The organism is Erwinia piriflorinigrans CFBP 5888, from assembly GCF_001050515.1.
GTDB lineage: Bacteria > Pseudomonadota > Gammaproteobacteria > Enterobacterales > Enterobacteriaceae > Erwinia > Erwinia piriflorinigrans.
The window spans coordinates 18,318-39,719 of sequence record NZ_CAHS01000005.1 but is presented as its reverse complement, the minus strand read 5'-3'; the positions used below and the strand labels follow the sequence as shown (position 1 = coordinate 39,719).

Annotated in this window: 18 protein-coding genes; 6 read left to right on the top strand and 12 right to left on the bottom strand. The window is 54.1% G+C overall.

Annotated elements, in window-relative coordinates; genetic code table 11:
* Positions 1-19: 19 nt before the first annotated feature.
* The gene (gene zapE / locus EPIR_RS01520) at positions 20-1,147 is read right to left on the bottom strand and encodes a cell division protein ZapE (RefSeq protein WP_023653517.1); all 1,128 of its coding nucleotides are present in this window, start codon (positions 1,145-1,147) and stop codon (positions 20-22) included.
* A gap of 175 nt (positions 1,148-1,322) precedes the next feature.
* Here zapE and zapG point away from each other — a divergent pair, with 175 nt between their 5' ends.
* The 3 genes from zapG (at position 1,323) to degS (ending at position 4,363) form a co-directional block, all read left to right on the top strand.
* Positions 1,323-1,721 carry a Z-ring associated protein ZapG gene (zapG, locus tag EPIR_RS01515; protein WP_023653516.1) on the top strand — a complete coding sequence of 133 codons (399 nt, stop codon included), beginning with the start codon at positions 1,323-1,325 and terminating at the stop codon, positions 1,719-1,721.
* A 114-nt stretch (positions 1,722-1,835) separates the two neighbouring features.
* Entirely contained in the window at positions 1,836-3,221 is a 1,386-nt protein-coding gene (degQ, locus tag EPIR_RS01510) for a serine endoprotease DegQ (RefSeq protein WP_023653515.1), read from the top strand.
* 80 nt (positions 3,222-3,301) lie between these two features.
* Positions 3,302-4,363, top strand: coding sequence for an outer membrane-stress sensor serine endopeptidase DegS (degS, locus tag EPIR_RS01505; RefSeq protein ID WP_023653514.1), 1,062 nt, complete (start codon positions 3,302-3,304; stop codon positions 4,361-4,363).
* A 51-nt stretch (positions 4,364-4,414) separates the two neighbouring features.
* Here the strand turns inward: degS and mdh are convergent, their stop codons facing one another.
* Positions 4,415-5,350 (bottom strand): malate dehydrogenase, encoded by a 936-nt coding sequence (gene mdh / locus EPIR_RS01500; protein ID WP_023653513.1) that lies wholly within the window; start codon positions 5,348-5,350, stop codon positions 4,415-4,417.
* A gap of 441 nt (positions 5,351-5,791) precedes the next feature.
* Here mdh and argR point away from each other — a divergent pair, with 441 nt between their 5' ends.
* The 3 genes from argR to yhcN (EPIR_RS01485) all read left to right on the top strand — a co-directional run bounded on the left by argR (position 5,792) and on the right by yhcN (EPIR_RS01485) (position 7,403).
* On the top strand, positions 5,792-6,262 hold the full coding sequence (gene argR, locus EPIR_RS01495; RefSeq protein ID WP_012440061.1) for a transcriptional regulator ArgR: 471 nt from the start codon (positions 5,792-5,794) through the stop codon (positions 6,260-6,262).
* 497 nt (positions 6,263-6,759) lie between these two features.
* Positions 6,760-7,023 (top strand): peroxide/acid stress response protein YhcN, encoded by a 264-nt coding sequence (yhcN, locus tag EPIR_RS01490; protein ID WP_023653512.1) that lies wholly within the window; start codon positions 6,760-6,762, stop codon positions 7,021-7,023.
* 110 nt (positions 7,024-7,133) lie between these two features.
* Positions 7,134-7,403: a peroxide/acid stress response protein YhcN gene (yhcN, locus tag EPIR_RS01485; protein WP_023653511.1), complete on the top strand. Its 270-nt coding sequence runs from the start codon at positions 7,134-7,136 to the stop codon at positions 7,401-7,403.
* Between the two features lie 210 nt (positions 7,404-7,613).
* Here yhcN (EPIR_RS01485) and aaeB read toward each other — a convergent pair whose 3' ends face one another.
* The 10 genes from aaeB to mreB all read right to left on the bottom strand — a co-directional run bounded on the left by aaeB (position 7,614) and on the right by mreB (position 21,353).
* The gene (aaeB, locus tag EPIR_RS01480) at positions 7,614-9,572 is read right to left on the bottom strand and encodes a p-hydroxybenzoic acid efflux pump subunit AaeB (protein WP_023653510.1); all 1,959 of its coding nucleotides are present in this window, start codon (positions 9,570-9,572) and stop codon (positions 7,614-7,616) included.
* 12 nt (positions 9,573-9,584) lie between these two features.
* Positions 9,585-10,517, bottom strand: a complete 933-nt coding sequence (aaeA, locus tag EPIR_RS01475) for a p-hydroxybenzoic acid efflux pump subunit AaeA (protein ID WP_023653509.1) — start codon at positions 10,515-10,517, stop codon at positions 9,585-9,587.
* A 7-nt stretch (positions 10,518-10,524) separates the two neighbouring features.
* Complete coding sequence (gene aaeX, locus EPIR_RS01470) at positions 10,525-10,728, bottom strand: p-hydroxybenzoic acid efflux pump operon protein AaeX (protein ID WP_023653508.1); 204 nt, start codon at positions 10,726-10,728, stop codon at positions 10,525-10,527.
* Positions 10,729-11,259: 531 nt separating this feature from the next.
* Complete coding sequence (gene tldD / locus EPIR_RS01465; protein ID WP_023653507.1) at positions 11,260-12,705, bottom strand: metalloprotease TldD; 1,446 nt, start codon at positions 12,703-12,705, stop codon at positions 11,260-11,262.
* A 113-nt stretch (positions 12,706-12,818) separates the two neighbouring features.
* Entirely contained in the window at positions 12,819-16,616 is a 3,798-nt protein-coding gene (yhdP, locus tag EPIR_RS01460; protein WP_023653506.1) for an AsmA2 domain-containing protein YhdP, read from the bottom strand.
* Positions 16,617-16,685: 69 nt separating this feature from the next.
* Positions 16,686-18,155, bottom strand: coding sequence for a ribonuclease G (rng, locus tag EPIR_RS01455; RefSeq protein ID WP_023653505.1), 1,470 nt, complete (start codon positions 18,153-18,155; stop codon positions 16,686-16,688).
* Between the two features lies 1 nt (position 18,156).
* A complete protein-coding gene (locus EPIR_RS01450; RefSeq protein ID WP_023653504.1) occupies positions 18,157-18,738 on the bottom strand; it encodes a Maf family protein in 582 nt (193 codons plus the stop codon).
* A gap of 9 nt (positions 18,739-18,747) precedes the next feature.
* Entirely contained in the window at positions 18,748-19,236 is a 489-nt protein-coding gene (gene mreD, locus EPIR_RS01445) for a rod shape-determining protein MreD (protein ID WP_023653503.1), read from the bottom strand.
* On the bottom strand, positions 19,233-20,240 hold the full coding sequence (gene mreC / locus EPIR_RS01440) for a rod shape-determining protein MreC (RefSeq protein ID WP_023653502.1): 1,008 nt from the start codon (positions 20,238-20,240) through the stop codon (positions 19,233-19,235). Before mreC ends, mreD begins: the two co-directional genes overlap by 4 nt.
* A gap of 69 nt (positions 20,241-20,309) precedes the next feature.
* Positions 20,310-21,353, bottom strand: a complete 1,044-nt coding sequence (gene mreB / locus EPIR_RS01435; protein WP_004155044.1) for a rod shape-determining protein MreB — start codon at positions 21,351-21,353, stop codon at positions 20,310-20,312.
* Positions 21,354-21,402: the final 49 nt, after the last annotated feature.

The following is a 21,402-nucleotide window of genomic DNA, read 5'->3' as shown; positions in this document are numbered from 1 at the left end:
TATCAAGCCCACATCTGTCTCAGGGCAAATGCGCCAGACGCAGATACTCTTCGCTCTGCATCTCTTGCAGGCGCGAAACGCAGCGCTGGTATTCAAACTTCAGCCGTGTGCCCTGATAAATCTCGAACAGTGAGGTTTCCGCCGAGACCACCAGCTTAACGTGACGCTCGTAGAATTCATCTACCAGCGCCAGAAAACGCCGGGCCTGGTCTTCGGTTTTGTAGATCATCACCGGCACATCATACAGCAATACGCTATGAAAACGGCGAGACAACTCAATATAGTCGTGCTGGCTGCGCCCTTCGCCACAAAGAGCCAGAAAGCTCATTGCCACCACCCCGTCAGCCACGCCCAGCGTCGGCAGCTGGCGATGGTTAATTTCCAGCGATTCATTAGCCTGGGGTGCCCTACCCGACAGCGCAACAAACATGCTATCCATCTCTTGAGACGCTTCCGCGCCCAGCGGGGTGATCCAAAGGTGTGCGGCAGTCAGCGTGCGCAGGCGGTAATCAATCCCTGCATCCACATTCATCACTTCGCAGTGCTGCTTGATCATTGCTATCGCCGGCATAAAACGCGCACGCTGCAAACCGTTACGATAGAGATCGTCCGGCGGAATATTTGAGGTCGCCACCAGCGTAATACCCCGACTGAACAACGCCTCCATCAGCGTCCCCAGCAACATGGCATCGGTGATGTCAGAGACAAAAAACTCGTCGAAGCACAGCAGATCGGTCTCGGCTTTAAAACGGTCGGCAACAATTTGTAGCGGATCGCTGTGTCCCTGTAACTCGGTCAGCTCCTGATGCACGCGCAGCATAAAACGGTGAAAGTGCAGGCGTTGTTTACGCTCACCAGGAATGGCCCGAAAAAACATATCCATCAGCCAGGTCTTACCGCGCCCCACGCCACCCCACATATACAGCCCGCGTGCCGGTGTCTGAACATCGGGTTTCGTTTTTGTCAGTAGCTTATGTAGCTTACCCAACAGACCGGCGCTGGCGGGAACAGGCGGTGCGCTGGCATGGCTTAATACCTGATAAATACCGTCTAAACGGGTGACGGCGGCATGCTGTACGTCATCGGGCTGATACTCGCCGTCGTCCAGCGCCTGTTGATAGAGCGCCAGTGGAGACATCGTTTGCATAATTTAGTTACATTCCCTGAAAATTACCCGGCCAGATGGCAGTTCGTCGAAAAAAAAGTCGTTCTACACTAAGCGAAGCCGCCACAGGATTCCACTTCCATCAGATTAGCGGTTATAGTGACGGGTATTGAATGGAACAGCCCTACTGAACAACGAAGACAAAACGGGAGTAATTATGACCTGGGAATACGCGCTAATTGGACTAGTCGTTGGAGTTATTATCGGCGCGGTGGCAATGCGTTTTGGTAATCGAAAACTGCGTGAGCAACATAGCCTGCAGTACGAGCTGGAGAAGAGCAAAGCAGAACTGGCGGATTACCATCAGGAACTGAGCAACCATTTCGCCCATAGCGCCGAGCTGCTGGACAATATGGCACGCGACTATCGCCAGCTGTATCAGCATATGGCAAAGGGATCTAATGACCTGCTGCCTAATCTGCCGGGAGAGAAGAACCCGTTTGCTTACCAGCTAACCGAATCTGAAGCGGATAACGATCAGGTGCCGGTGCAGATGCCGCGTGATTACCCGGACAGCGCCTCTGGTCTGCTTCGTGGCGATCGCGCCGTTAAGTAAATAAATCGGGGTGCGCAGCACCCCTTTTTTGCCTGACGACCGCACCCTGCCCATCAACACACTGCCTGCCATACTTTGTACCTGGCCTACTTTTGGTTGCGAGAGCTGACTCCGATGAAGAAAAAATCCTATCTGTTAAGCGCATTAGCATTAAGTATCAGTTTGCAACTGAACGTGACCTGTGCCGCCAGCGCCTCTCTCCCCACGCAGATTCAGGGGCAACAGTTGCCAAGTTTGGCACCGATGCTGGAGAGGGTGTTACCTGCCGTGGTTAGCGTACATGTCGAGGGAGCGCCAGGCGCCGACCCGCAGCAGGAAATGCCTGCGCCGTTGAAACGCTATTTTGACCAGAAAGGTCAGGAAGTCACACCCGGCAATAACCGCCCCCCCGTGTCTGAGGGACTGGCTTCCGGAGTGATTATTGATGCGGCAAAAGGCTACGTGCTGACCAATAATCATGTTGTCAAAGGGGCAGATAAGATCAGCGTGCAGCTAAGCGACGGTCGCGAGTTTACCGCCAAATTGGTCGGCCGCGATGAGCAAACCGATATCGCACTTATTCAGCTAAACGGCGCAAGCAATCTGACCCAGGTGAAAATCGCCGATTCCGACCAGCTGAAAGTCGGGGATTTTACCGTTGCCATCGGCAATCCTTTTGGTCTGGGTCAAACCGCCACTTCGGGCATTGTTTCTGCCCTGGGCCGCAGCGGTTTGAATCTGGAAGGGCTGGAAAACTTTATCCAGACCGATGCAGCCATTAATCGTGGTAACTCCGGCGGTGCGCTGGTCAATCTGAATGGCGAGCTAATCGGACTAAATACGGCGATTCTGGCATCGAGCGGCGGCAATATCGGCATTGGCTTTGCCATTCCGAGCAATATGGCAATGGGCCTGGCGCAGCAGCTGATCCAGTTTGGCGAAATCAAACGCGGCCAGCTGGGTATTAAAGGCACCGCGATGACCGCCGATATGGCCAAAGCCTTTAACATCGATGTTCAGCGTGGTGCTTTCGTCAATGAAGTCTTACCCCAGTCTGCTGCCGCTAAGGCCGGAATAAAAGCCGGGGATATCATCACCCGCATCGATGATAAGCAGATTGCCAACTTTGCCGAACTGCGCGTCAAGATTGGTATCACCCCCCCCGGGCAGGCAGTTAAGGTGGGGCTGGTGCGCGAAGGTAAATCACTGACCCTTAGCGTGACGCTGGATAACAGTATCCAGACCAGCGCCAACGTTGATCTGATGACGCCAGCGTTACTGGGAGTGGCCCTGAGCGATGGGACGGCGAAAAACGGCACTAAAGGTGTCATGGTGGATAACGTCGAGAAAAGCGCGGCGGCAACCCAGTTCGGCCTGCAAAAGGGGGATGTCATTGTCGGGGTTAACCGTACTCCGGTAGAAAACCTGGCTGAATTGCGCAAGATACTGGCGACGAAACCTCTGCTGCTGGTGCTCAGCGTTATGCGCGGCGACCAGAACATCTACCTGTTACTACAGTAGCCCCTGCGCGGACACGGGGTACTGTGTCCGCGTAACTCATGCTATCCTGCCAGTCGTTTTTTCATTCATCGTGAATAAGCATGATTCCCAAACTCATACGTTCAGCGATCTACGGGCTCCTTATAGCCGGCATTCTTCTATTAGCGATACCGGGTCTTCGACTCGGCAGCGATCTGTTTTCGCAAACCGAGGATAGCAGCAGTCAGCAGCCGGTCAGCTATAACCCTGGGGTACGCCGCGCCGCGCCCGCCGTCGTCTATGTCTACAACCACAACGCTAACGGTGCCAGCGATACCCTCGGCTCTGGGGTGATTATGGACCCACGCGGCTACATTCTGACCAATAAGCATGTGATCAACGCGGCCAGCCAAATTATCGTTAATCTACAGGACGGGCGATCTTTTGAAGCACTTTTAGCCGGTTCTGACTATGTGACCGATTTGGCGGTGCTGAAAATTAATGCCACTAATCTGCCAGTGATCCCCATCAACCCAGACCGTGTTGCACATATTGGCGACCTGGTGATGGCGATCGGTAATCCCTATAACATTGGCCAGACGGTAACCCAGGGGATTATTGGTGCAACCGGACGCGTGGGTCTTAGCCCCTCACGCCGCCAGGATTTTCTGCAAACGGATGCCTCAATCAATCGCGGCAACTCGGGCGGCGCGCTGATTAACTCACTGGGTGAACTGGTGGGGATTAATACGCTGTCATTTGATAAAAGCAGTAATGGTGAGACACCCGAAGGGTTGGGCTTTGCTATCCCCACCAAGCTGGCGACCAAAGTGATGGAAAAATTGATCCGTGATGGTCGGGTTATTCGTGGATATATCGGGATTACCGGGCAGGCGATCCAGCGTTTCAGCGACCCGAATAACAATATGACCAACATTCAGGGTCAGGGTATTGCCATAACAGAGGTCAAGCCTGGCAGCCCGGCTTACGCAGCCGGTATGCAGGTTAACGATGTCATCACCCGCCTGAATGGCGTAGCGGCTTTGTCCCCGCAGGAAACGATGGATCAGGTAGCAGAAATACGTCCTGGAACCGTGATTAACGTTGAAATCAGTCGTAATGAGAAAAAGCTGACGCTTCCCGTCACTGTGCAAGAGTATCCAGAAGAGGAACCGAGTCAGTAAGCAAGCCGGGTTGGCCCCATCGGGCGACAGGGCCGGTCACACAAAAGGATGCTATTTAACGAACTCTTCACCCTGCGCAATGTCTTTTTTCAACGTATCCAGCATGTTGGTGAGCGCATGCTGTTCGAACGCGCTGAGTTCTCCGACAGGACGACGCTCAACAATGCCGTTCTTACCTAACAGCAGCGGCTGTGAGAAGAAACGCGCATATTCTCCATCCCCTTCAACATAAGCATATTCAATGACGTTGCTTTCACCTTTGAGCGCACGCACCAGTGACAGTCCAAAACGTGCCGCCGCCTGACCCATTGACAGTGTTGCTGAGCCGCCACCGGCCTTCGCCTCCACCACTTCGGTACCCGCGTTCTGTATGCGTTTAGTCAGGTCAGCGGCCTCCTGCTCACTGACGCTCACGCCCGGAACCTGGGACAATAGCGGCAGGATCGTCACGCCTGAATGACCGCCAATAACCGGGACGTTGACTTCTTCAGGCTGCTTACCTTTCAATGCCGCAACAAACGTATTGGCGCGGATAATATCCAGCGTGGTGACGCCAAACAGTTTATTTTTGTCGTAAACGCCGGCCTTTTTCAGCACTTCCGCAGCGATTGCCACCGTGGTATTCACCGGGTTAGTGATGATACCGATCAGCGCTTTCGGGCTGGTCGCAGCGACCTGCTCAATCAGATTGCGTACGATACCGGCGTTCACGTTAAACAGATCGGAGCGATCCATGCCCGGTTTACGCGCCACGCCGGCCGAAATCAATACCACATCAGCACCTTTCAGCGCCGAAGTGGCATCTTCGCCACTAAAGCCTTCAATCTTAACCGAGGTCGGTATATGGCTTAGATCAACCGCGACGCCCGGCGTAACGGGTGCGATGTCATACAGTGAGAGTTCTGAACCTGCCGGGAGTTGGACCTTTAGCAGCAGGGCAAGCGCCTGGCCGATACCACCTGCTGCACCGAGAACTGTAACTTTCATCCTATACTCCTTATTATATTTTGCGCATTTTGTGAGCCGGGCAACCCGGAAATACCGCTCTGAAATGGCGGGAGTGGCCGCATAGCAACGAATGCGAGGATCACCGGGCTTTGTTAACGCCAGGTTACCGGGGATGAACACCGGCGGCAAACAGAGCGACAACTACAGATATTCAGGGTATTACCGTGATTTGGCGATACATTACACCCTTAACACTAACCGGAACAACTTTCATATTATAACAACTTGTTCACTTTTTGTGCGCGGAACGACATAGTCAGTAAATTCTTTTTCTCGCCAAAATTTGTTAGACTCCGCCACCTTGCGGTGAGTTAACGAGTCAACGCATCATTTGACATTTGAATAAAAATTCATTTAATTGCATAATAATGTAATATCCCGCTGCGGGTATCCCTTAATAACCCCTTTTATCGGTAACCTATGCGTAATTCATCAAAACAAGAAGACCTGATTAAGGCATTCAAGGCCTTGCTGAAAGAAGAGAAATTCAGCTCACAGGGCGAAATTGTCAACGCCCTACAGGAAGAAGGTTTCGAAAATATCAATCAGTCGAAAGTGTCACGTATGCTGACAAAATTCGGCGCGGTGCGCACGCGCAACGCGAAAATGGAAATGGTTTATTGCTTACCTGCTGAACTCGGTGTTCCCACCACCACCAGCCCGCTGAAGAACCTGGTGTTAGACATCGACTTTAATGACGCACTGGTGGTGATCCACACCAGCCCGGGTGCAGCACAGTTGATTGCTCGCCTGCTGGACTCACTCGGCAAAGCGGAAGGCATACTCGGCACCATCGCCGGGGATGACACCATTTTTATTACTCCGGCACGTTCATTCACCGTTAAGCAACTGCATGACGCGATCCTGGTGCTGTTCGAACAGGAACTTTAACTTCTGCCATTCTACTGGCAGAAGAGATCGTAGCGCCGCTTCCCTCATTAGTGCGACTGGACAAAGGAGAGATCCTGGCGCCGTCTGCATCAGGCATTTTCCATTCTTTCATCGCTTTAAACAGGGTCAACCGAGCATCGACCCTGATTTCTTTATGTCGGTATGATCGTGAATAGCAGCACATCTCACTGCCTGTAATGGAAGATGTTTTATCTGAAATCTGCAAACTCTCCGCGTAACAATGTGATCTACCGCAAATAAGAGCACAAATAGATAAATTCACCCATCGCTCTGTTTTAGAAAAAAATTTCCCGTAAATGAACAATATTTCATCGTTTTTTATGACAAAAAGTTATTAAAAGCGCTAATCCAATGCCTTAAACGCGCATTAATATTATTAGCAGGCTATTAATTTTTTACGTTATTAGATCTATAATTCTTTCCGTGATGTAAATCAAACCATTTAAAAGTTAACACCGGTTAACGAGGGAAACAGGATGAATATCAAAACCACTATTGCTGCCTTAGGCGTGCTTTCTACACTGTCATTCGGCGCTTTTGCCGCTCAATTGGTCAACGCCGATCAGGCAAAAGATCTTCATTCAATGGGTATCGTCAGCGTGAGTGGCGTTGCAGGATCGCCGATGGATATCCGCGAGGCGCTGAATGATAAAGCCCGCGAGAAAGGGGCAAATGCCTACCGCGTGATCGAAAACTATCAAAACGGTAACTGGCACGCCACGGCCGAGCTTTATCAATAATTGAAGCTGTCAATTTAACCAACGTATTAATCCGTACGGTAATCCCAAGAATAAAAAACGTTTTTCAACCCTTTCGATTACCGCATAACCACTATTCTGGAGCTATCACCATGAAAACAACATTAACTATTGCGACCTTAACGCTTGCTTCCGTGCTTTCGTTTGCCGCCAATGCGGCGAACCTGGTCACTAACGAACAGGTTAACAGTCAGAATTTGCAGCCGGTTGGCAGCGTGAGTGTGAGTGGCCTTCACGGAGCACCCTCAGATATCCGTCATCAGCTGTCGCAAAAAGCCGATGAGCAGGGCGCATCGGCGTATCGAATTATTGAAGCGCGTATCGATGGTAACTACCACGCCACAGCCGAGCTTTATAAATAATCTGCGTCAATCTGGGCATCAGCGCCGCTATCCTGATGCCACTGCTCGTTCAGCTCTTCCTATAAACCTGACAGAAAATCCCTTTAGCCCCGTTCGCCGGGGCTTTTTTTTGTCCAGACTCCAGAGCCACCAGGAAGTGAAAACCAGACGGTAGACATGCATGGCAGCACCAGGTCGTACTACAGGCATTATGGCCTGCCGCAGACACACTCAAACCCGGATCAGCGTTTGCTGATATTTCTTTAACACTATCGCCAGACGCGCAACGGGTTCAGTCACGCTTTGCGCAGCCTGGTACTGTTGCAGCTTCTGCTGATAGACATCGAACTCGGTAAGTAAACGCGCAAAATAGTCACGTCTCTTCTCATCGCTACTGGCAGAGATAACCCGATCGGCAGTGTGGCGCAGCTGCTGGTGAAAGGCAGACAGGTCGGCATTGATCGGCACATCTGCGGCGCGCAGCCGCTGGTGTGCGATGATCAACGTTAGCGCCAACCGGTACTTATCAATATCGCCAGGGAAGCTGTTCATCAGCATAAACAGCTGTTGATAGAGCGCAGGCAGGTGATTCTCTTTACGCCGCACGGTATTGGTGGTCATCGCCGACACGGCGGCATACATAAAGCGATTGAGCAAGGTGCGCCCAACGCGTGCCTTAGAGGTGTCGCGGATCAGCAGAATGACCAGCAGCGCGACAAAACAGCCAATCGCCTGGCCAAGGGCATTATCCAGAAACGTGCTGACCTCAAACTTCATCGGATTATCCAGCGTCAGGATATTGATGGTGCCAACCAGCGCGCCTAGCGTACCGATTTGACGCCGCTGGATCAGTATCCCGCTGATAAATGCCATCGCCCCCAGGGCAATACATAACAACAGCATACTTTGCTGGGTATTCGGCATGATCACCATGTAGTAGAGCGAACCTAGCGGTATAGCGACGATCATGCCATACAGAAAATCTTTAGCGACCATGAGCGGGTTAGGCATACGCATAGCCAATGACGTAATAACGGCCAGCATCACCATCGCCCCACTGCCCGACGTCCATCCGGTCCACAGCCAGAACAGCGACCCCACGGCGGTGGCGACAAAGGTACGCACGCCGTTCACCAACGCATGTCGTGTTTCCGCCGGTCGCATCTTCACCACCGGATCGGCGTTCAGCACCTCTTCCTCCAGGCGACTGATACGGCTGTTATTATGGATACCCCTCATCAACAGCAGGTAACGGCTGGCCGCGACCACCCAACTGCTGATGGTGTTCGGGGTGTTTCTGCTGCCGCTGACGGAGATAACCCGGCGCATGATTTTCATGCGTTTGTGAATATCGGCAACGTTTTTGACCGGCTTTTCAAAGAACAGCTGGAACTGGGGGGGGACAAAATCAGAGTGATTATTTTGGATCAGGAAAGTTTCACAGGCCTGGGTGATAAGCGTCAGTGACAGGGTATGAAGCACCCGCAGGCGTGGATCGATTTTATGCCAGCGCCCGGCTTCCATCATTAGGTGAGTACGCATTCCGTTGAGAGCGTTAGTACGTCGCACCAGCCCGGCCCAACATTTATCGACCTCTTCTTTATCGGCATGTGCCACACACAGCTGCATCAGACGGTACTGCTCCACCAGCAGCGAATCAATTTCGCGATCGATATCCAACTTAATCGATCGCGGTGAAAACAGCATATCGGCGAGGATCGCAGAAACAATCCCGATGATGATTTCACTACAGCGTTCCACGGCAAACTGCGGTGCCAGCAGCAGTGAACCACTGGCGTTCAGGCTGACCACAATAATCAATGCGGTATAGCCAGCCAGTCCGAGAGCATAAGCGTTTTCAACTTTGATCAGCGAAGAAACCCATACGCAGACCCCAGCCCAGATGCAGCACAGCAGCAGCATTACCACCGGTGCACGAATGGTGGCAATCATGATCGCCAGTGCGGCAATACAGCCGATAAAGGTGCCGATTATTCGCAACATCCCACGGTGGCGCAGCGCGCCGGAGAACGGATCGCCCCCGGCAGCAAACGCCGTGCCGCCCGCCACAATCGCGGCGGTCATCACCGCCCAGCGCGGCGTTTCCAGGTTGAATTCAAAGCCGACAAACAGTGCCAGCAGAATAGCGAAGGTCAGTTTGATCGGAAAGCGCAGACGATAAAACGGCATGATCCCCCCGCCTCAACCAAACTCGCGCAGACGATGCATCAGCTTCATCAGCGGCGGCATATCGTTATCCTGGCGGTCCTTAGCCCCCGTCACTACCACGGTTGCGGTGGTTCCCGACGGATAGAGATTACCCGGCTGGGTGTCAAGATGAATGCGAACCGGCACACGTTGCGCCAGACGTACCCATTCCAGATTCGAATCAATGGTCGCCATACCTTTACCGTCAACGGTGCTGCTGCTGTTGGTTACGCCAGCAGCAATACTGTCAACGGAACCGCGCAGCACATGATTGCTGCCCAGCGGGGTAATCTCGACGCGATAGCCGGGACGAATGCCTTCCAGCTTGGTCTCTTCAAGATAGGCGAGCACGTAGAATGAGTTCTGTTTTACCAGCGCCACCGACGTCGATCCCCGGGTAATAAATTCGCCGGTATAGACATTCAGATTGGTAATCCAACCTGCTGATGGTGCTTTGACCACGGTGCGATCCAGATCCAGCTGTGCCAGATCGCGTGACGCAACCGCTTTTGCCAGCTGGTGTTCCGTGGTTTGGTAATCATTATTCGCCTGCTCGATGGCCTCGCGCGACATGGCGGAAACCCCCAGCTGATTGCGGCGTGCCGCCTCACGCCGTTTCTCACCCATTACCGCCTGGTAATAAGCCACATCGGCCTGTGCCTGATCCAGCGCTCTCTGATAACGCGGTCGATCGATGGTAAACAGCACCTGATCTTTTTGCACCAACTGGTTGTCACGCACGCGCACTTCGGAAACCAGCCCGCTGACATCGGGAGCAATCGCCACCACATCGGCGGTAAACTTAGCATCACGCGTCCACGGGGATTCGGTGTAAAAAACCCAGACGCGGAAGATCAACACGATAGCGATAATCACCAGCAGCAAAGTAATGGCAGTACGAGAAATTTTTCTTGTTAGCGTTTTCACTATGACCTCAGACGAACAATCGGGATACAACGTAGAACAAACAGCAGTAAAGCGCAGTATTGAACAGGGCCGGATGCCAAACCAAGTCATAAAGACCGGTTGGCGTAATCACACGCCGTATCAGCCAGAACAGCATCAGTGACACAATAATTTCAATAAAAATGGGGGGGAATGACAGCCCAAAGACGACAACAACCGGAAGTACACTCATCTTTTATCCTTGTAAATACGCTACCGGGCCATCTCACTATCGTCACTCGCTCTCCTCCCGTTTCAGGGTAGTACGCCTGCTGATAACGATAATCGATCGACGGAAAGTGATTCAGACATCGATCGGGAGCGCGGCTTTTTAATGATAGCTTAACCGCAACCCGCCTATAACCGCAGTGGGACAACTTGGCGGTAACTCATCTCCACTATAGTAACGCGGTTGACTATAAGTTATCTACTAAATGTGATCTAAATCACTTTTAAGTCAGGGTTAATAGTGCAAAGACGCAAGGGGATGTCCGTTTTTACCAAAGTGGTTAAGCTGGGCGCATTCACCGCAGCGGCACAGCAGATGCCGCTGAGCGTCCAGGTTGTGTATCAACTAGCTGACCGACTATGTCGACAGAGTGGCGGACATCTGGCGAGAATTTCGCAAGGGTTAGCAGGGGGAGAAATACGCAGAACGGCCAGGGCAGGCACTTTTTCCATCCGCCCATGACCGCACGCCCGCAGCAGGGGCATCACTGGATCGTTAGGCCGTACCGCCCACGGTCAGTTTGTCGAGCTTCAGGGTAGGCTGACCAACGCCGACGGGCAGGCTCTGTCCCTCTTTGCCACACACGCCAACGCCTTTATCCAGCGCAAGGTCGTTGCCCACCATCGAAATTTGCTGCATCGCCTCGATACCCGAACCGATTAGCGTTGCACCTTTTACCGGCTTGGTGACTTTGCCATTTTCGATCAGATAGGCTTCTGAAGTAGAGAAGACAAATTTACCGGAGGTAATATCCACCTGACCACCACCAAAGTTAGGTGCATACAGGCCGTATTCGACGCTTTCGATAATCTCCTGCGGCGTGGACTGGCCCGCCAGCATGTAGGTGTTGGTCATACGCGGCATCGGCAGATGCGCATAAGACTCGCGGCGACCGTTGCCGGTTGGCGCAACGCCCATCAGCCGCGCATTGAGTTTATCCTGCATATAGCCTTTCAAAATACCGTTTTCGATCAGCACGTTATACTGACCAGGCACGCCCTCATCGTCGATGGCAAGCGAACCCCGCAGACCATCAATAGTGCCGTCATCCACCACGGTACAGAGTTCAGAAGCCACTAGTTGGCCCATCTGGCCACTGAACATCGAGGTGCCGCGACGATTAAAGTCGCCCTCCAGACCGTGTCCAACCGCTTCGTGCAGCAATACGCCCGGCCAGCCTGCGCCCAGCACCACCGGGATAGTACCTGCCGGAGCCGCTACCGCATCCAGATTGACCAGCGCCATGCGCACCGCTTCACGCGCCCAGGCCTCGGCCCGCACTTCACCCGCTTCATTGGCGAGGAAGAACTCATAGCCAAAGCGCCCGCCGCCGCCGCTGGAGCCGCGCTCACGCTTGCCGTTTTCTTCTACCTGAACACTCACTGAAAGGCGTACCAAAGGGCGCACATCGGCCGCCAGCGTACCGTCTGTGGCGGCAACCAGCACCTGCTCATACACGCCGGTCAGGCTGGCAGAAACCTCCTGCACGCGCTTATCGGCGGCGCGTGCGGCGCTGTCGACACGATGCAGTAGCGCAATTTTCTCTTCACGCGTCAGACTTTGTAACGGGTCCAGTGCCGGATAGAGTGCACGATGAGCAACGGCTCCCAGGGTACGGGACTGACCGTTGCCCTGATCACGTACGATACTGCGTGCCGCCGTTGCGCTCTGGTGCAGCGCATTTAGCGTAATCTGATCGGCATAAGCGAAACCGGTCTTTTCGCCACTGATGGCACGAACCCCCACGCCCTGGTCAATATTGTAAGAACCATCTTTAATGATCCTGTCTTCCAGCACCCATGATTCATGAAAGCTGGACTGGAAATAGAGGTCGGCATAATCCAGCTTGCGTTCAGACAGCTGGCCAAGAATGGAAAAGAGGTCGCTTTGACTCACATTGTTCGCAGTTAGTAACTGCTCACTTACCAGATTCAGACTCATGAACTCTCGCTTTATATGGATAAGCCCGTCATTGCTGCTGGCTTGATCACTTAACTGGGTTTGGATTAATGGCAATAGGGATAGCCTGAGGCAATTCCCCAGCTACGTCAAATTCACTTCCCGCTGGCCTTACGCGATTCACGCAGCACTTCATCAATTTGCGGTTTGTCGATGGGCCCGCTGATATGGTAGCGCAGGACGGAAATCTTATTCCACAATGGTCCAAGCACCTTGCTGGCGGCGAACACGGCCGCACCAATCACCGGGTTAACCACGAATGCCGTGGCAACGCCCACCGAAGCCGAAATTTCCGGAGCCACCGTGGCCTGCATATTCATTTGACGCTGTACCAGGTCGATATCGCCGTTCATCGCGATATCCCCCTCCAGGCCGTCCACCAGAAGATTATCGGTATGCATCACGCCATTCTCAATCCAGGCCGTGGCATTAATCGCATCAAAGTAGAAACCCTGACTGAAGGTGTCGCTGAAGTCGAGGCGCAGCTTGCGTAGCAGGGCATCAAAGCTGAACAGCCGCAACAGCTGTCCGGCCCGACCGGTGGAAACATCAGCAATCTGACCCGCACCAAGATGGGACTTCAGCACGCCGCTCAATGTCTCAATGGATGGCTGCCACGGCGTAGAGCGCCAGTGCAGATCGTATTCAAACTTAAACGGCGCATCGCGCAGCGGCGAAGTGACGCCAAACCAGTTGGTGGCCCGATCGAATTTCTGGCCACTCAGCACGCCTTTTAGCGACGTGCGCTGCTCCCCGGCCCGGTTTACCCATTCGCCGTTGGCCGTTAACCGGGCATTACCGCTGTCTATCAGCCCGTTTTGCAATTTCAGCGTGTCGCCAGACGGGGTCAGTTCAGCCCGTATACGACCAAAATTTTGTCCACGCAGCCAGCACTCATCGCAGTTAAGACGTAGCGCTGGCCAGCTGCTGAAGTTCACCGTGCTGTCGTGGCCGGGCAGAGGTGATGCACTCTCTTTACCGTCCCACTGCAGATTATAGTAGAGATATTTCAGGTTAACCGCCCACGGAGCGCCCTGGCTGATAGCCAGCGAACCTTTGATATCCTTGCCGGTGGCATTCACCTTCGTCTCACCAGCCGCCCCCTGACTGATGGTGGCGGTAAGATCCCGCCACTGCTGTCCCGCCAGCGACAAGGCCGGGGTATGCAGGTGAATATCACCCGGAAGCAGCGTGCTACCCGTTTTAGCATTAGCGCCCGTTCCGGCTCCCAGCAGACCCAGCCAGGCTTCGCCATCCAGCGGCGGCAGGGTTAAACGCATACCGCCGCTGTCCGGTAGCGCAGGGATGTGCTGCGTATTATTTTCCCAGATGCCGCGTTCAACCCGTAGCTGATTGCCCAGCAGCCAGCGACTGTTAAAACGCTGGCTGTCGCCAAGCGCACCGCTCAGCTCAAAACTCTTTAGATCACCCTTGGCGGCCAGTTTTACCGGCAGCGCATTGCCTGGGGCCTTGTCAAGAGGAGACGGTAAGTGACTACTTACATCGTTCAGGTTGCCGTCGATATCGACCTGATAGTTGGCTCCGCCCTGGTGCGGCAAGGCAATCTGTACCTTGCCCTGCCACGGCAGCTTACCGCTCAACTGCTGACGTACGGCGGGCGGTAAGGGCTTCATCTTACCCGGCTGCCAGTCTGCATTGAGATCCACACCAATGCGGTAATCTCTATCGCCTTCCTGAGTAGTAAAGCGGACGCCGAGCGGCTGTCCGAACCAGCGGGCGCTCATCGCCTCGCTTTTCAGATTGCCGTTATCATAAGCAAAATGCCCGGTGAGCTGCTCAAAGCGCGTATCCAGCGGCTTAATCCACAGGGAGTTTTGCTGCAAATTGACATCGCCCGTAGCCCGAACGTCCTGTCCATCCAGCGGTATATCGAGATGTAAGCGACCACTTACATCTCCGCCAATCTGTAGCTCATCAAGCGCAGCCCCCAGCGATGACTTCAGCGGAGAGTGATTAAAATAATTGCGGATCTGCGGGCCTGTGCCCTTGATGTCACCCTCAATAATCAGCTTCTGCTGAAGATAATCCGGGATGACTGCCGATATATTGCGCCCGTTAACCTCCCCCAGCTTCACGTCCGGTGCCTGCATCCACAGCCCGTTGTTGGCAAAGTCGAGGTCAATATCCAGGTTCTCCAGCGCTGGCCAGCCCGGCTCAAACTCAAAGTTCGCCTTACGCAACGGCACCGCCACCTCGAACATCCCTTCGTGATGGGTAAACGGGAACTGCTGGGGGTTGCCGGCGAAGAGCAGCGTGGCGTTCTTCACCTCGCCCCCTTTAATCGCCCCACTCAGATAGTTGGTGAGGGATTTGCCCATCAGGGGTTCAGGGAAGTAGCGCCAGGCGTCACCGGCGTGAGTCAGATTAATACCGGCCAGAATAGTAAGATGGGGTGCCCGATCCTTCTGCTGCTGATAGCGGAAATCACCGCGCGCCCACAGAGAGCGCGCCTGGACATCCAGCTGCTGACCGGAGAGCGTCAGTCCATCCTGCCCATACTGCCAGCGCAGTGCGCCACTGGCCTGTTTGATCTCGAGCGGCGCACGGAACATATCTCCGTAAGGCAGCGACGCCTTATGAAGATCAAAAGTGATGCGCCCGTCGGCTACGCCACCCGCCAGCGTGCCATCCAGGTTTTCCATGCCGGGCAGCAGCCGCCACTGCCGCCAGCTTAAATCGTGCCATTTGGCCTGAAAGCGCGTCAACTCCGGCTGTTGCAGCGGAATATCCACCGCCAGCGCGCTAAGCTGGCCGCGCGGCTGTAAGGCACGCCAGTTCTCCAGCAGCTCTGGTGATAGCCTGGCAAACAGCGGGATCAGCGGTTCAACGTGTTGAAGATCGAGATCGCTGGCGCGTACCCGGAGTTCCGGTTGCGCCTCCGTCCCGGGTAACTGGTTATTCTCTGGCAGCCACAGCAATGAAAGCTGCCCGTGGGGCCAGGGCCGATCGTCCAGCATAAAACGGGTCTGTGGCACCTTCAGATCCCAGCCACCTTTAAAACGGCTGATATGGGCCGTGAGATTATCAACGCTAAGGTGATGTGGCTGCGCATCGCCCTGCCAGTGAGCGCCGCCCTTTTTCAGCCAGATATCCCCGGCATAAACGTCACCGTTTTTCACCTCCATCCAGGCAGCAAGGCTAAAACGAGCACTTTCCAGGCGAGTATTATCGCGCATCCACTGCCCAAGCCAGGGTTTGACGTCTACCTCATCGGCCTGCATCCATACGCGTCCGGTGTCGAGATAGCCATTGCTGTCACGCAAATCAAGCCGCACCTGTACAACGCCATGCTGCCCGGTAATGCTGGAGAGACTGACCAGCCCTTCGGCACGATGGCGAGCCTTTTCATTCATCCAGGTCAGTTGTGGGATAGCCAATGTGGCCCGCTGATCCGCAGGCGTCAAAAAGCTGATTTCACTATCACGCAGGTCAAAATGGTCAAATTGACGTAGGAACAGATCGTTCAGGCGTTCGGTAGTGACATCTGACTTGCGGTTGTCGCCAAATGACAGAGCCGTATTGGTGGAGAGGCGTAAATGCCAGAAGGTGAGATCGCGGAATTGCCAACGCAGATGAAGTAATGACTGCCAGATATCCAGGGCCAGCGTAACGCGCTGGATCTTCAACGCCCCGCCATCAGGGAGAGCAGCCTCAATATCGGCAATCTCAAGGCGCGGGCCAAAGTTTTCCCAACTGCCCTGTAAAGCGCTGGCCTGCACCTTCATGCCCGTAGCCGCAGAGACATACTCAAGGATCGGCGTACGCCAGCTGTTCATGTGCGGCATCAGCAGACGCAGGCCACTGACCACTAGCGCGGTAACAACCACTAATGTTGCACAGGTCAGTAACAAAATCCTCGGCAGTTGCCTCACTCACCTCTCCTTGTTTTCTGCGAAAATGCACGCACGACCAATCATCTTCTTAGATAACCGGCGACAGATTTACATCATCACCACGTCAAATTGCTCCTGAGTATAGAGCGGTTCAACCTGGACTTTAACCTGTTTGCCGACAAAGATTTCCACCTCCGCCAGAGCATGTGATTCGTCACTTTTCAGCGCCTCTCCCACGGACGGCGAGGCGTAGACCAGGAAACGGTCAGACTCATAGGCATGATGTACACGCACTATCTCTCGCAAAATTTCGTAGCACACCGTCTCAACGGTTTTCAACGTGCCACGCCCTTTGCATACCGGGCAATCCTGGCACAGCACATGCTCAATACTTTCGCGCGTACGCTTACGCGTCATCTCAACCAGCCCCAGTTGAGAGAAACCGTTAACACCGGTTTTCACCCGGTCTTTACTCAACGCCTGTTCAAGCGAGTGCAGCACGCGACGGCGATGGTCTTCATTATTCATATCGATAAAGTCGATAATGATAATGCCCCCCAGATTACGCAGGCGTAGCTGGCGGGCAATCGCCTGTGTCGCTTCAATATTCGTATTGAAGATAGTCTCTTCCAGATTACGATGTCCGACAAACGCCCCGGTATTAATGTCGACAGTGGTCATCGCTTCCGTCTGATCGATAATCAGGTATCCACCGGACTTCAGCTCAACTTTACGATCGAGCGAGCGCTGAATTTCGTTTTCGACATCGAACAGGTCAAATATCGGCTGCTTGCCGGTGTACAGCTCCAGCTTCGCCGTCATTTCGGGAATGTATTCACTGGTAAATTCCAGCAGATGCTCGAAGCTTAGCCGGGAATCGATACGAATGCGATCCAGCGCGGCACCGGCAAAATCACGCAGGATGCGTTGCGACAAAGCCACCTCACCATACAGGCGGCAACGTGTCTTATTGCGCTTTTTACGCTCAATGACTTTGGTCCACAGACGCTTCAGGAACGCAGCGTCGGAAGCCAGCTCGTCCTCACCGACGCCTTCGGCGGCAGTGCGAATAATGTAGCCGCCCAGCTCATCACAGTAAGCTGCAACCACGGCTTTCAGGCGATTGCGTTCGGCTTCACTCTCAATACGCTGCGACACGCCAACATGTGAAGCGCCCGGCATAAAGACCAGATAGCGCGACGGTAAGGTAATATCGGTGGTGAGACGTGCTCCTTTGGTACCCAGTGGATCTTTCACCACCTGTACCATTAAATCCTGCCCCTGGCGCACCAGCTCGGAGATATCACGCACGATAAAGTTTTTCTTCTCGTCACCGGCCACGCACTCGGTATGCGGCATAATATCGGAGGCGTGCAGGAAGGCCGCTTTTTCCAGGCCGATATCAACAAATGCCGCCTGCATGCCGGGTAAAACACGGCTGACGCGCCCTTTGTAAATGTTGCCGACAATACCGCGACGCGCTTCGCGCTCAATATGGATTTCCTGCAGGATGCCACCGTCTATATAGGCAACCCGCGTTTCCGACGGAGTAATATTGACCAGTAGTTCAGCTGTCATTTCAACCTCTCACTTCACGTAACGCCTGAAAATGACGCCACAGTTCCGCCGTTTCCACTAAGGGCAGCCCGACCACCGCGTGATAACTTCCGTTAATTTTTCTGACAAAATTACCGCCCAGCCCCTGAATACCGTAGCTGCCCGCTTTATCCATCGGCTCTCCGCTGGCGATATATTGGGAGATATCTTCCGGTGTGAGCAGGCGGAATGTCACCTCGGTCACCACCAGGCAATCAAGCGTCTGTTGACGATCGGCCAGCGCCACCGCCGTCATAACATGATGGGTCTGTCCGGAGAGTTTTGCCAGCATGGCAGCGGCAGCGGTGGCATCAGCAGGTTTTTCCAGCACGTCGTTATTGAGTACGACAATCGTATCAGCGCCAAGCACCGGTAAATCGCACGGGGCAACGGCCACGCCAGCCTGCGCTTTGTCCCGTGCCAGGCGTTTAACATAGTGTTCTGCCGTTTCACCTTCACCCTGTTGCTCTGCAACATCCAAAGTCAGGCGTTCGAATGACAGGCCCAGTTGAGTCAGCAACTCGCGGCGGCGCGGAGAAGCGGAGGCCAGATACAGGGATAGCATATGAGTCCTTTATTGTACGGCAAACTGGCGGCGAATTTTTCTCATCAGTAAGAATAGCCACGGCCAGAGCACACCGTCGATAACGCTACTCCAGAAGATTTCCGGGCGGAAAGAGACATTCACCACCAAAAACTCTGACCAGAAGACAATGACGTCCACCGCCAGCGACAGCACGATCACCATCAGTGCCTGCTGCCAGAGTGCCAGATTGCGGAATAGCTGAAATTTAAAGGCGACCAGGTAAGCGACAATACTCAAAGCCAGCGCACGCACGCCGAGAGTTGAACCGGAGATGAGATCCATGATGGATCCCATCACAAATCCGGTCCCGACATTCACTCGATGTGGCAGCGCCAATACCCAGTAAATGATGATCAATAATAACCACGAGGGCCGGAAGTACAGCAGCTGATCCGGCCACGGCATGATTTGTAGTATTAACGCGACGAGGAAAGAGAGCCATATCACCCAACGGCCGTGGCTGCGGTAGTTGCTCAAGGCTGAGCTCCCTGCACCGCTGGCGATGGGGCCACGCTGCCTGCGGGTGAGATGGCTGATGCCGGCGGAGTCGGAGGACCGGCCATGTCGCTGGTTTGTGGCAGCACCTGCGGCATCATCTGCATCAGGCGTTCATTGGCGACGCGATGCACTTCATCCGGGGCCATTGGCATGGTGCCGTTGCGATCGGCCCCCCACAGCAGCAGAAGATAGCGCAAACGTTGCAGACCCGCTGTTGGACGGGCCTTAATCACCGTATAAGCGCGCTGGGTATCCAGTTTGACGGACGAGACGACCGCAACGGGATAACCTTCAGGGAAACGTCCACCGAGACCGGATGTCACCAGCACATCGCCAACGCGAATATCGGTGTTGCCCGGTAAATGCTCAAGCTGTAGATCTTCGGTACAGCTATTTCCAGCGGCTATCACGCGGATATCATTACGCAGTACCTGGATAGGCAGCGCGTGCGACGCATCGCAAATCAGCAGTACGCGGCTGGTCATTTTGCCCACCGCAACCACCTGACCGACGACACCTTTATCGCTGATCACTGGCTGTCCTTCATAAACGCCACTGATGCTACCTTTGTCGATCACCACCTGATCGGTGTAAGGATCGGTGCCGGTGGAGATCACTTGCGTCACCATTTTATGCTCGTCCTGACGCAACGGTGAACCCAGCAGTTCTCTGAGGCGCGCATTTTCCTGCCTGAACTGTCCCAGCATCAGCAATTCGCTGTTTTTCAGCATCAGTTCACGTTGTAACGCTTTGTTTTCCAGCTCGAGTTGCTGGCGCGAGGCCAATGTTTCAGAAACATTGTCCAAAATCTGGCGGGGGCCGTTGGCCAAGAAATAGAATGGACTAACGGCCGTGTCCATGTAGGTGCGGATCCGGGAGAATGCTCCCATACGACTGTCGGCAATAATCACGCCTATTGCCACTATAATCGCTAAAAATAAGCGTAATTGCAGGGAAGATTTCCTGCTGAACATCGGCTTCATAAACTCGGCGTATTCCTCGACAACATGAAAAAGGAGCGCGGGCAGCGGCCCATCGCTCCTTCAGGCAAATTATTCTTCGCTGAACAAATCGCCGCCGTGCATGTCGATCATCTCCAACGCTTTGCCGCCACCGCGTGCCACACAGGTCAGCGGATCTTCTGCAACCACTACGGGAATGCCGGTCTCTTCCATCAGCAGGCGATCAAGGTTGCGCAATAGCGCGCCGCCGCCGGTCAGAACCATGCCACGCTCGGAGATATCAGAGGCCAGTTCAGGAGGACATTGCTCCAGCGCAACCATCACCGCACTCACGATACCGGTTAGCGGCTCCTGTAGGGCTTCCAGGATCTCGTTGGAGTTCAGGGTGAATCCACGCGGAACCCCTTCGGCAAGGTTACGACCGCGCACTTCAATCTCACGCACTTCGTCGCCCGGATAGGCGGAACCAATGCCGTGCTTGATGCGTTCAGCGGTGGCTTCACCAATCAAAGAGCCATAATTACGGCGAACATAATTAATAATCGCTTCGTCGAAGCGGTCACCGCCGATACGCACGGAAGAAGAGTAAACCACGCCGTTCAGCGAGATCACCGCCACTTCAGTAGTGCCCCCACCGATATCAACCACCATAGAACCGGTTGCTTCAGAAACCGGCAAACCTGCACCGATAGCCGCCGCCATTGGCTCTTCAATGAGGAACACCTCACGCGCACCCGCGCCCTGAGCGGACTCACGGATGGCGCGGCGTTCTACCTGAGTGGCACCGACCGGCACGCAGACCAGCACGCGCGGGCTGGGACGCATAAAGCTGTTGCTGTGCACCTGTTTGATAAAGTGCTGCAACATCTTTTCGGTGACGAAGAAATCGGCAATCACGCCATCTTTCATCGGGCGAATAGCGGCGATATTGCCAGGGGTACGCCCCAGCATCTGCTTTGCATCATGACCGACTGCCGCTACGCTTTTGGGGGAACCGGCGCGATCCTGACGGATAGCAACAACGGAGGGCTCGTTAAGCACGATACCCTGCCCTTTCACGTAAATCAGGGTATTGGCAGTACCCAGGTCGATGGACAAGTCGTTGGAAAACATGCCACGGAATTTTTTAAACATACTAAAGGATAATCCTGCAAGCTGGGGGCGAAAAATAAAATCCGCTTAC

Coding starts and splice junctions, on each gene's coding strand:
- tldD (WP_023653507.1), bottom strand. CDS start 12,705: ATGAGTCTGAATCTGGTAAGTGAGCAGTTACTAACTGCGAACAATGTG.
- aaeB (WP_023653510.1), bottom strand. CDS start 9,572: ATGCCGTTTTATCGTCTGCGCTTTCCGATCAAACTGACCTTCGCTATT.
- yhcN (WP_023653511.1), top strand. CDS start 7,134: ATGAAAACAACATTAACTATTGCGACCTTAACGCTTGCTTCCGTGCTT.
- EPIR_RS01450 (WP_023653504.1), bottom strand. CDS start 18,738: ATGCTATCCCTGTATCTGGCCTCCGCTTCTCCGCGCCGCCGCGAGTTG.
- degQ (WP_023653515.1), top strand. CDS start 1,836: ATGAAGAAAAAATCCTATCTGTTAAGCGCATTAGCATTAAGTATCAGT.
- rng (WP_023653505.1), bottom strand. CDS start 18,155: ATGACAGCTGAACTACTGGTCAATATTACTCCGTCGGAAACGCGGGTT.
- aaeX (WP_023653508.1), bottom strand. CDS start 10,728: ATGAGTGTACTTCCGGTTGTTGTCGTCTTTGGGCTGTCATTCCCCCCC.
- mreC (WP_023653502.1), bottom strand. CDS start 20,240: ATGAAGCCGATGTTCAGCAGGAAATCTTCCCTGCAATTACGCTTATTT.
- yhcN (WP_023653512.1), top strand. CDS start 6,760: ATGAATATCAAAACCACTATTGCTGCCTTAGGCGTGCTTTCTACACTG.
- zapE (WP_023653517.1), bottom strand. CDS start 1,147: ATGCAAACGATGTCTCCACTGGCGCTCTATCAACAGGCGCTGGACGAC.
- degS (WP_023653514.1), top strand. CDS start 3,302: ATGATTCCCAAACTCATACGTTCAGCGATCTACGGGCTCCTTATAGCC.
- argR (WP_012440061.1), top strand. CDS start 5,792: ATGCGTAATTCATCAAAACAAGAAGACCTGATTAAGGCATTCAAGGCC.
- mreB (WP_004155044.1), bottom strand. CDS start 21,353: ATGTTTAAAAAATTCCGTGGCATGTTTTCCAACGACTTGTCCATCGAC.
- zapG (WP_023653516.1), top strand. CDS start 1,323: ATGACCTGGGAATACGCGCTAATTGGACTAGTCGTTGGAGTTATTATC.
- mdh (WP_023653513.1), bottom strand. CDS start 5,350: ATGAAAGTTACAGTTCTCGGTGCAGCAGGTGGTATCGGCCAGGCGCTT.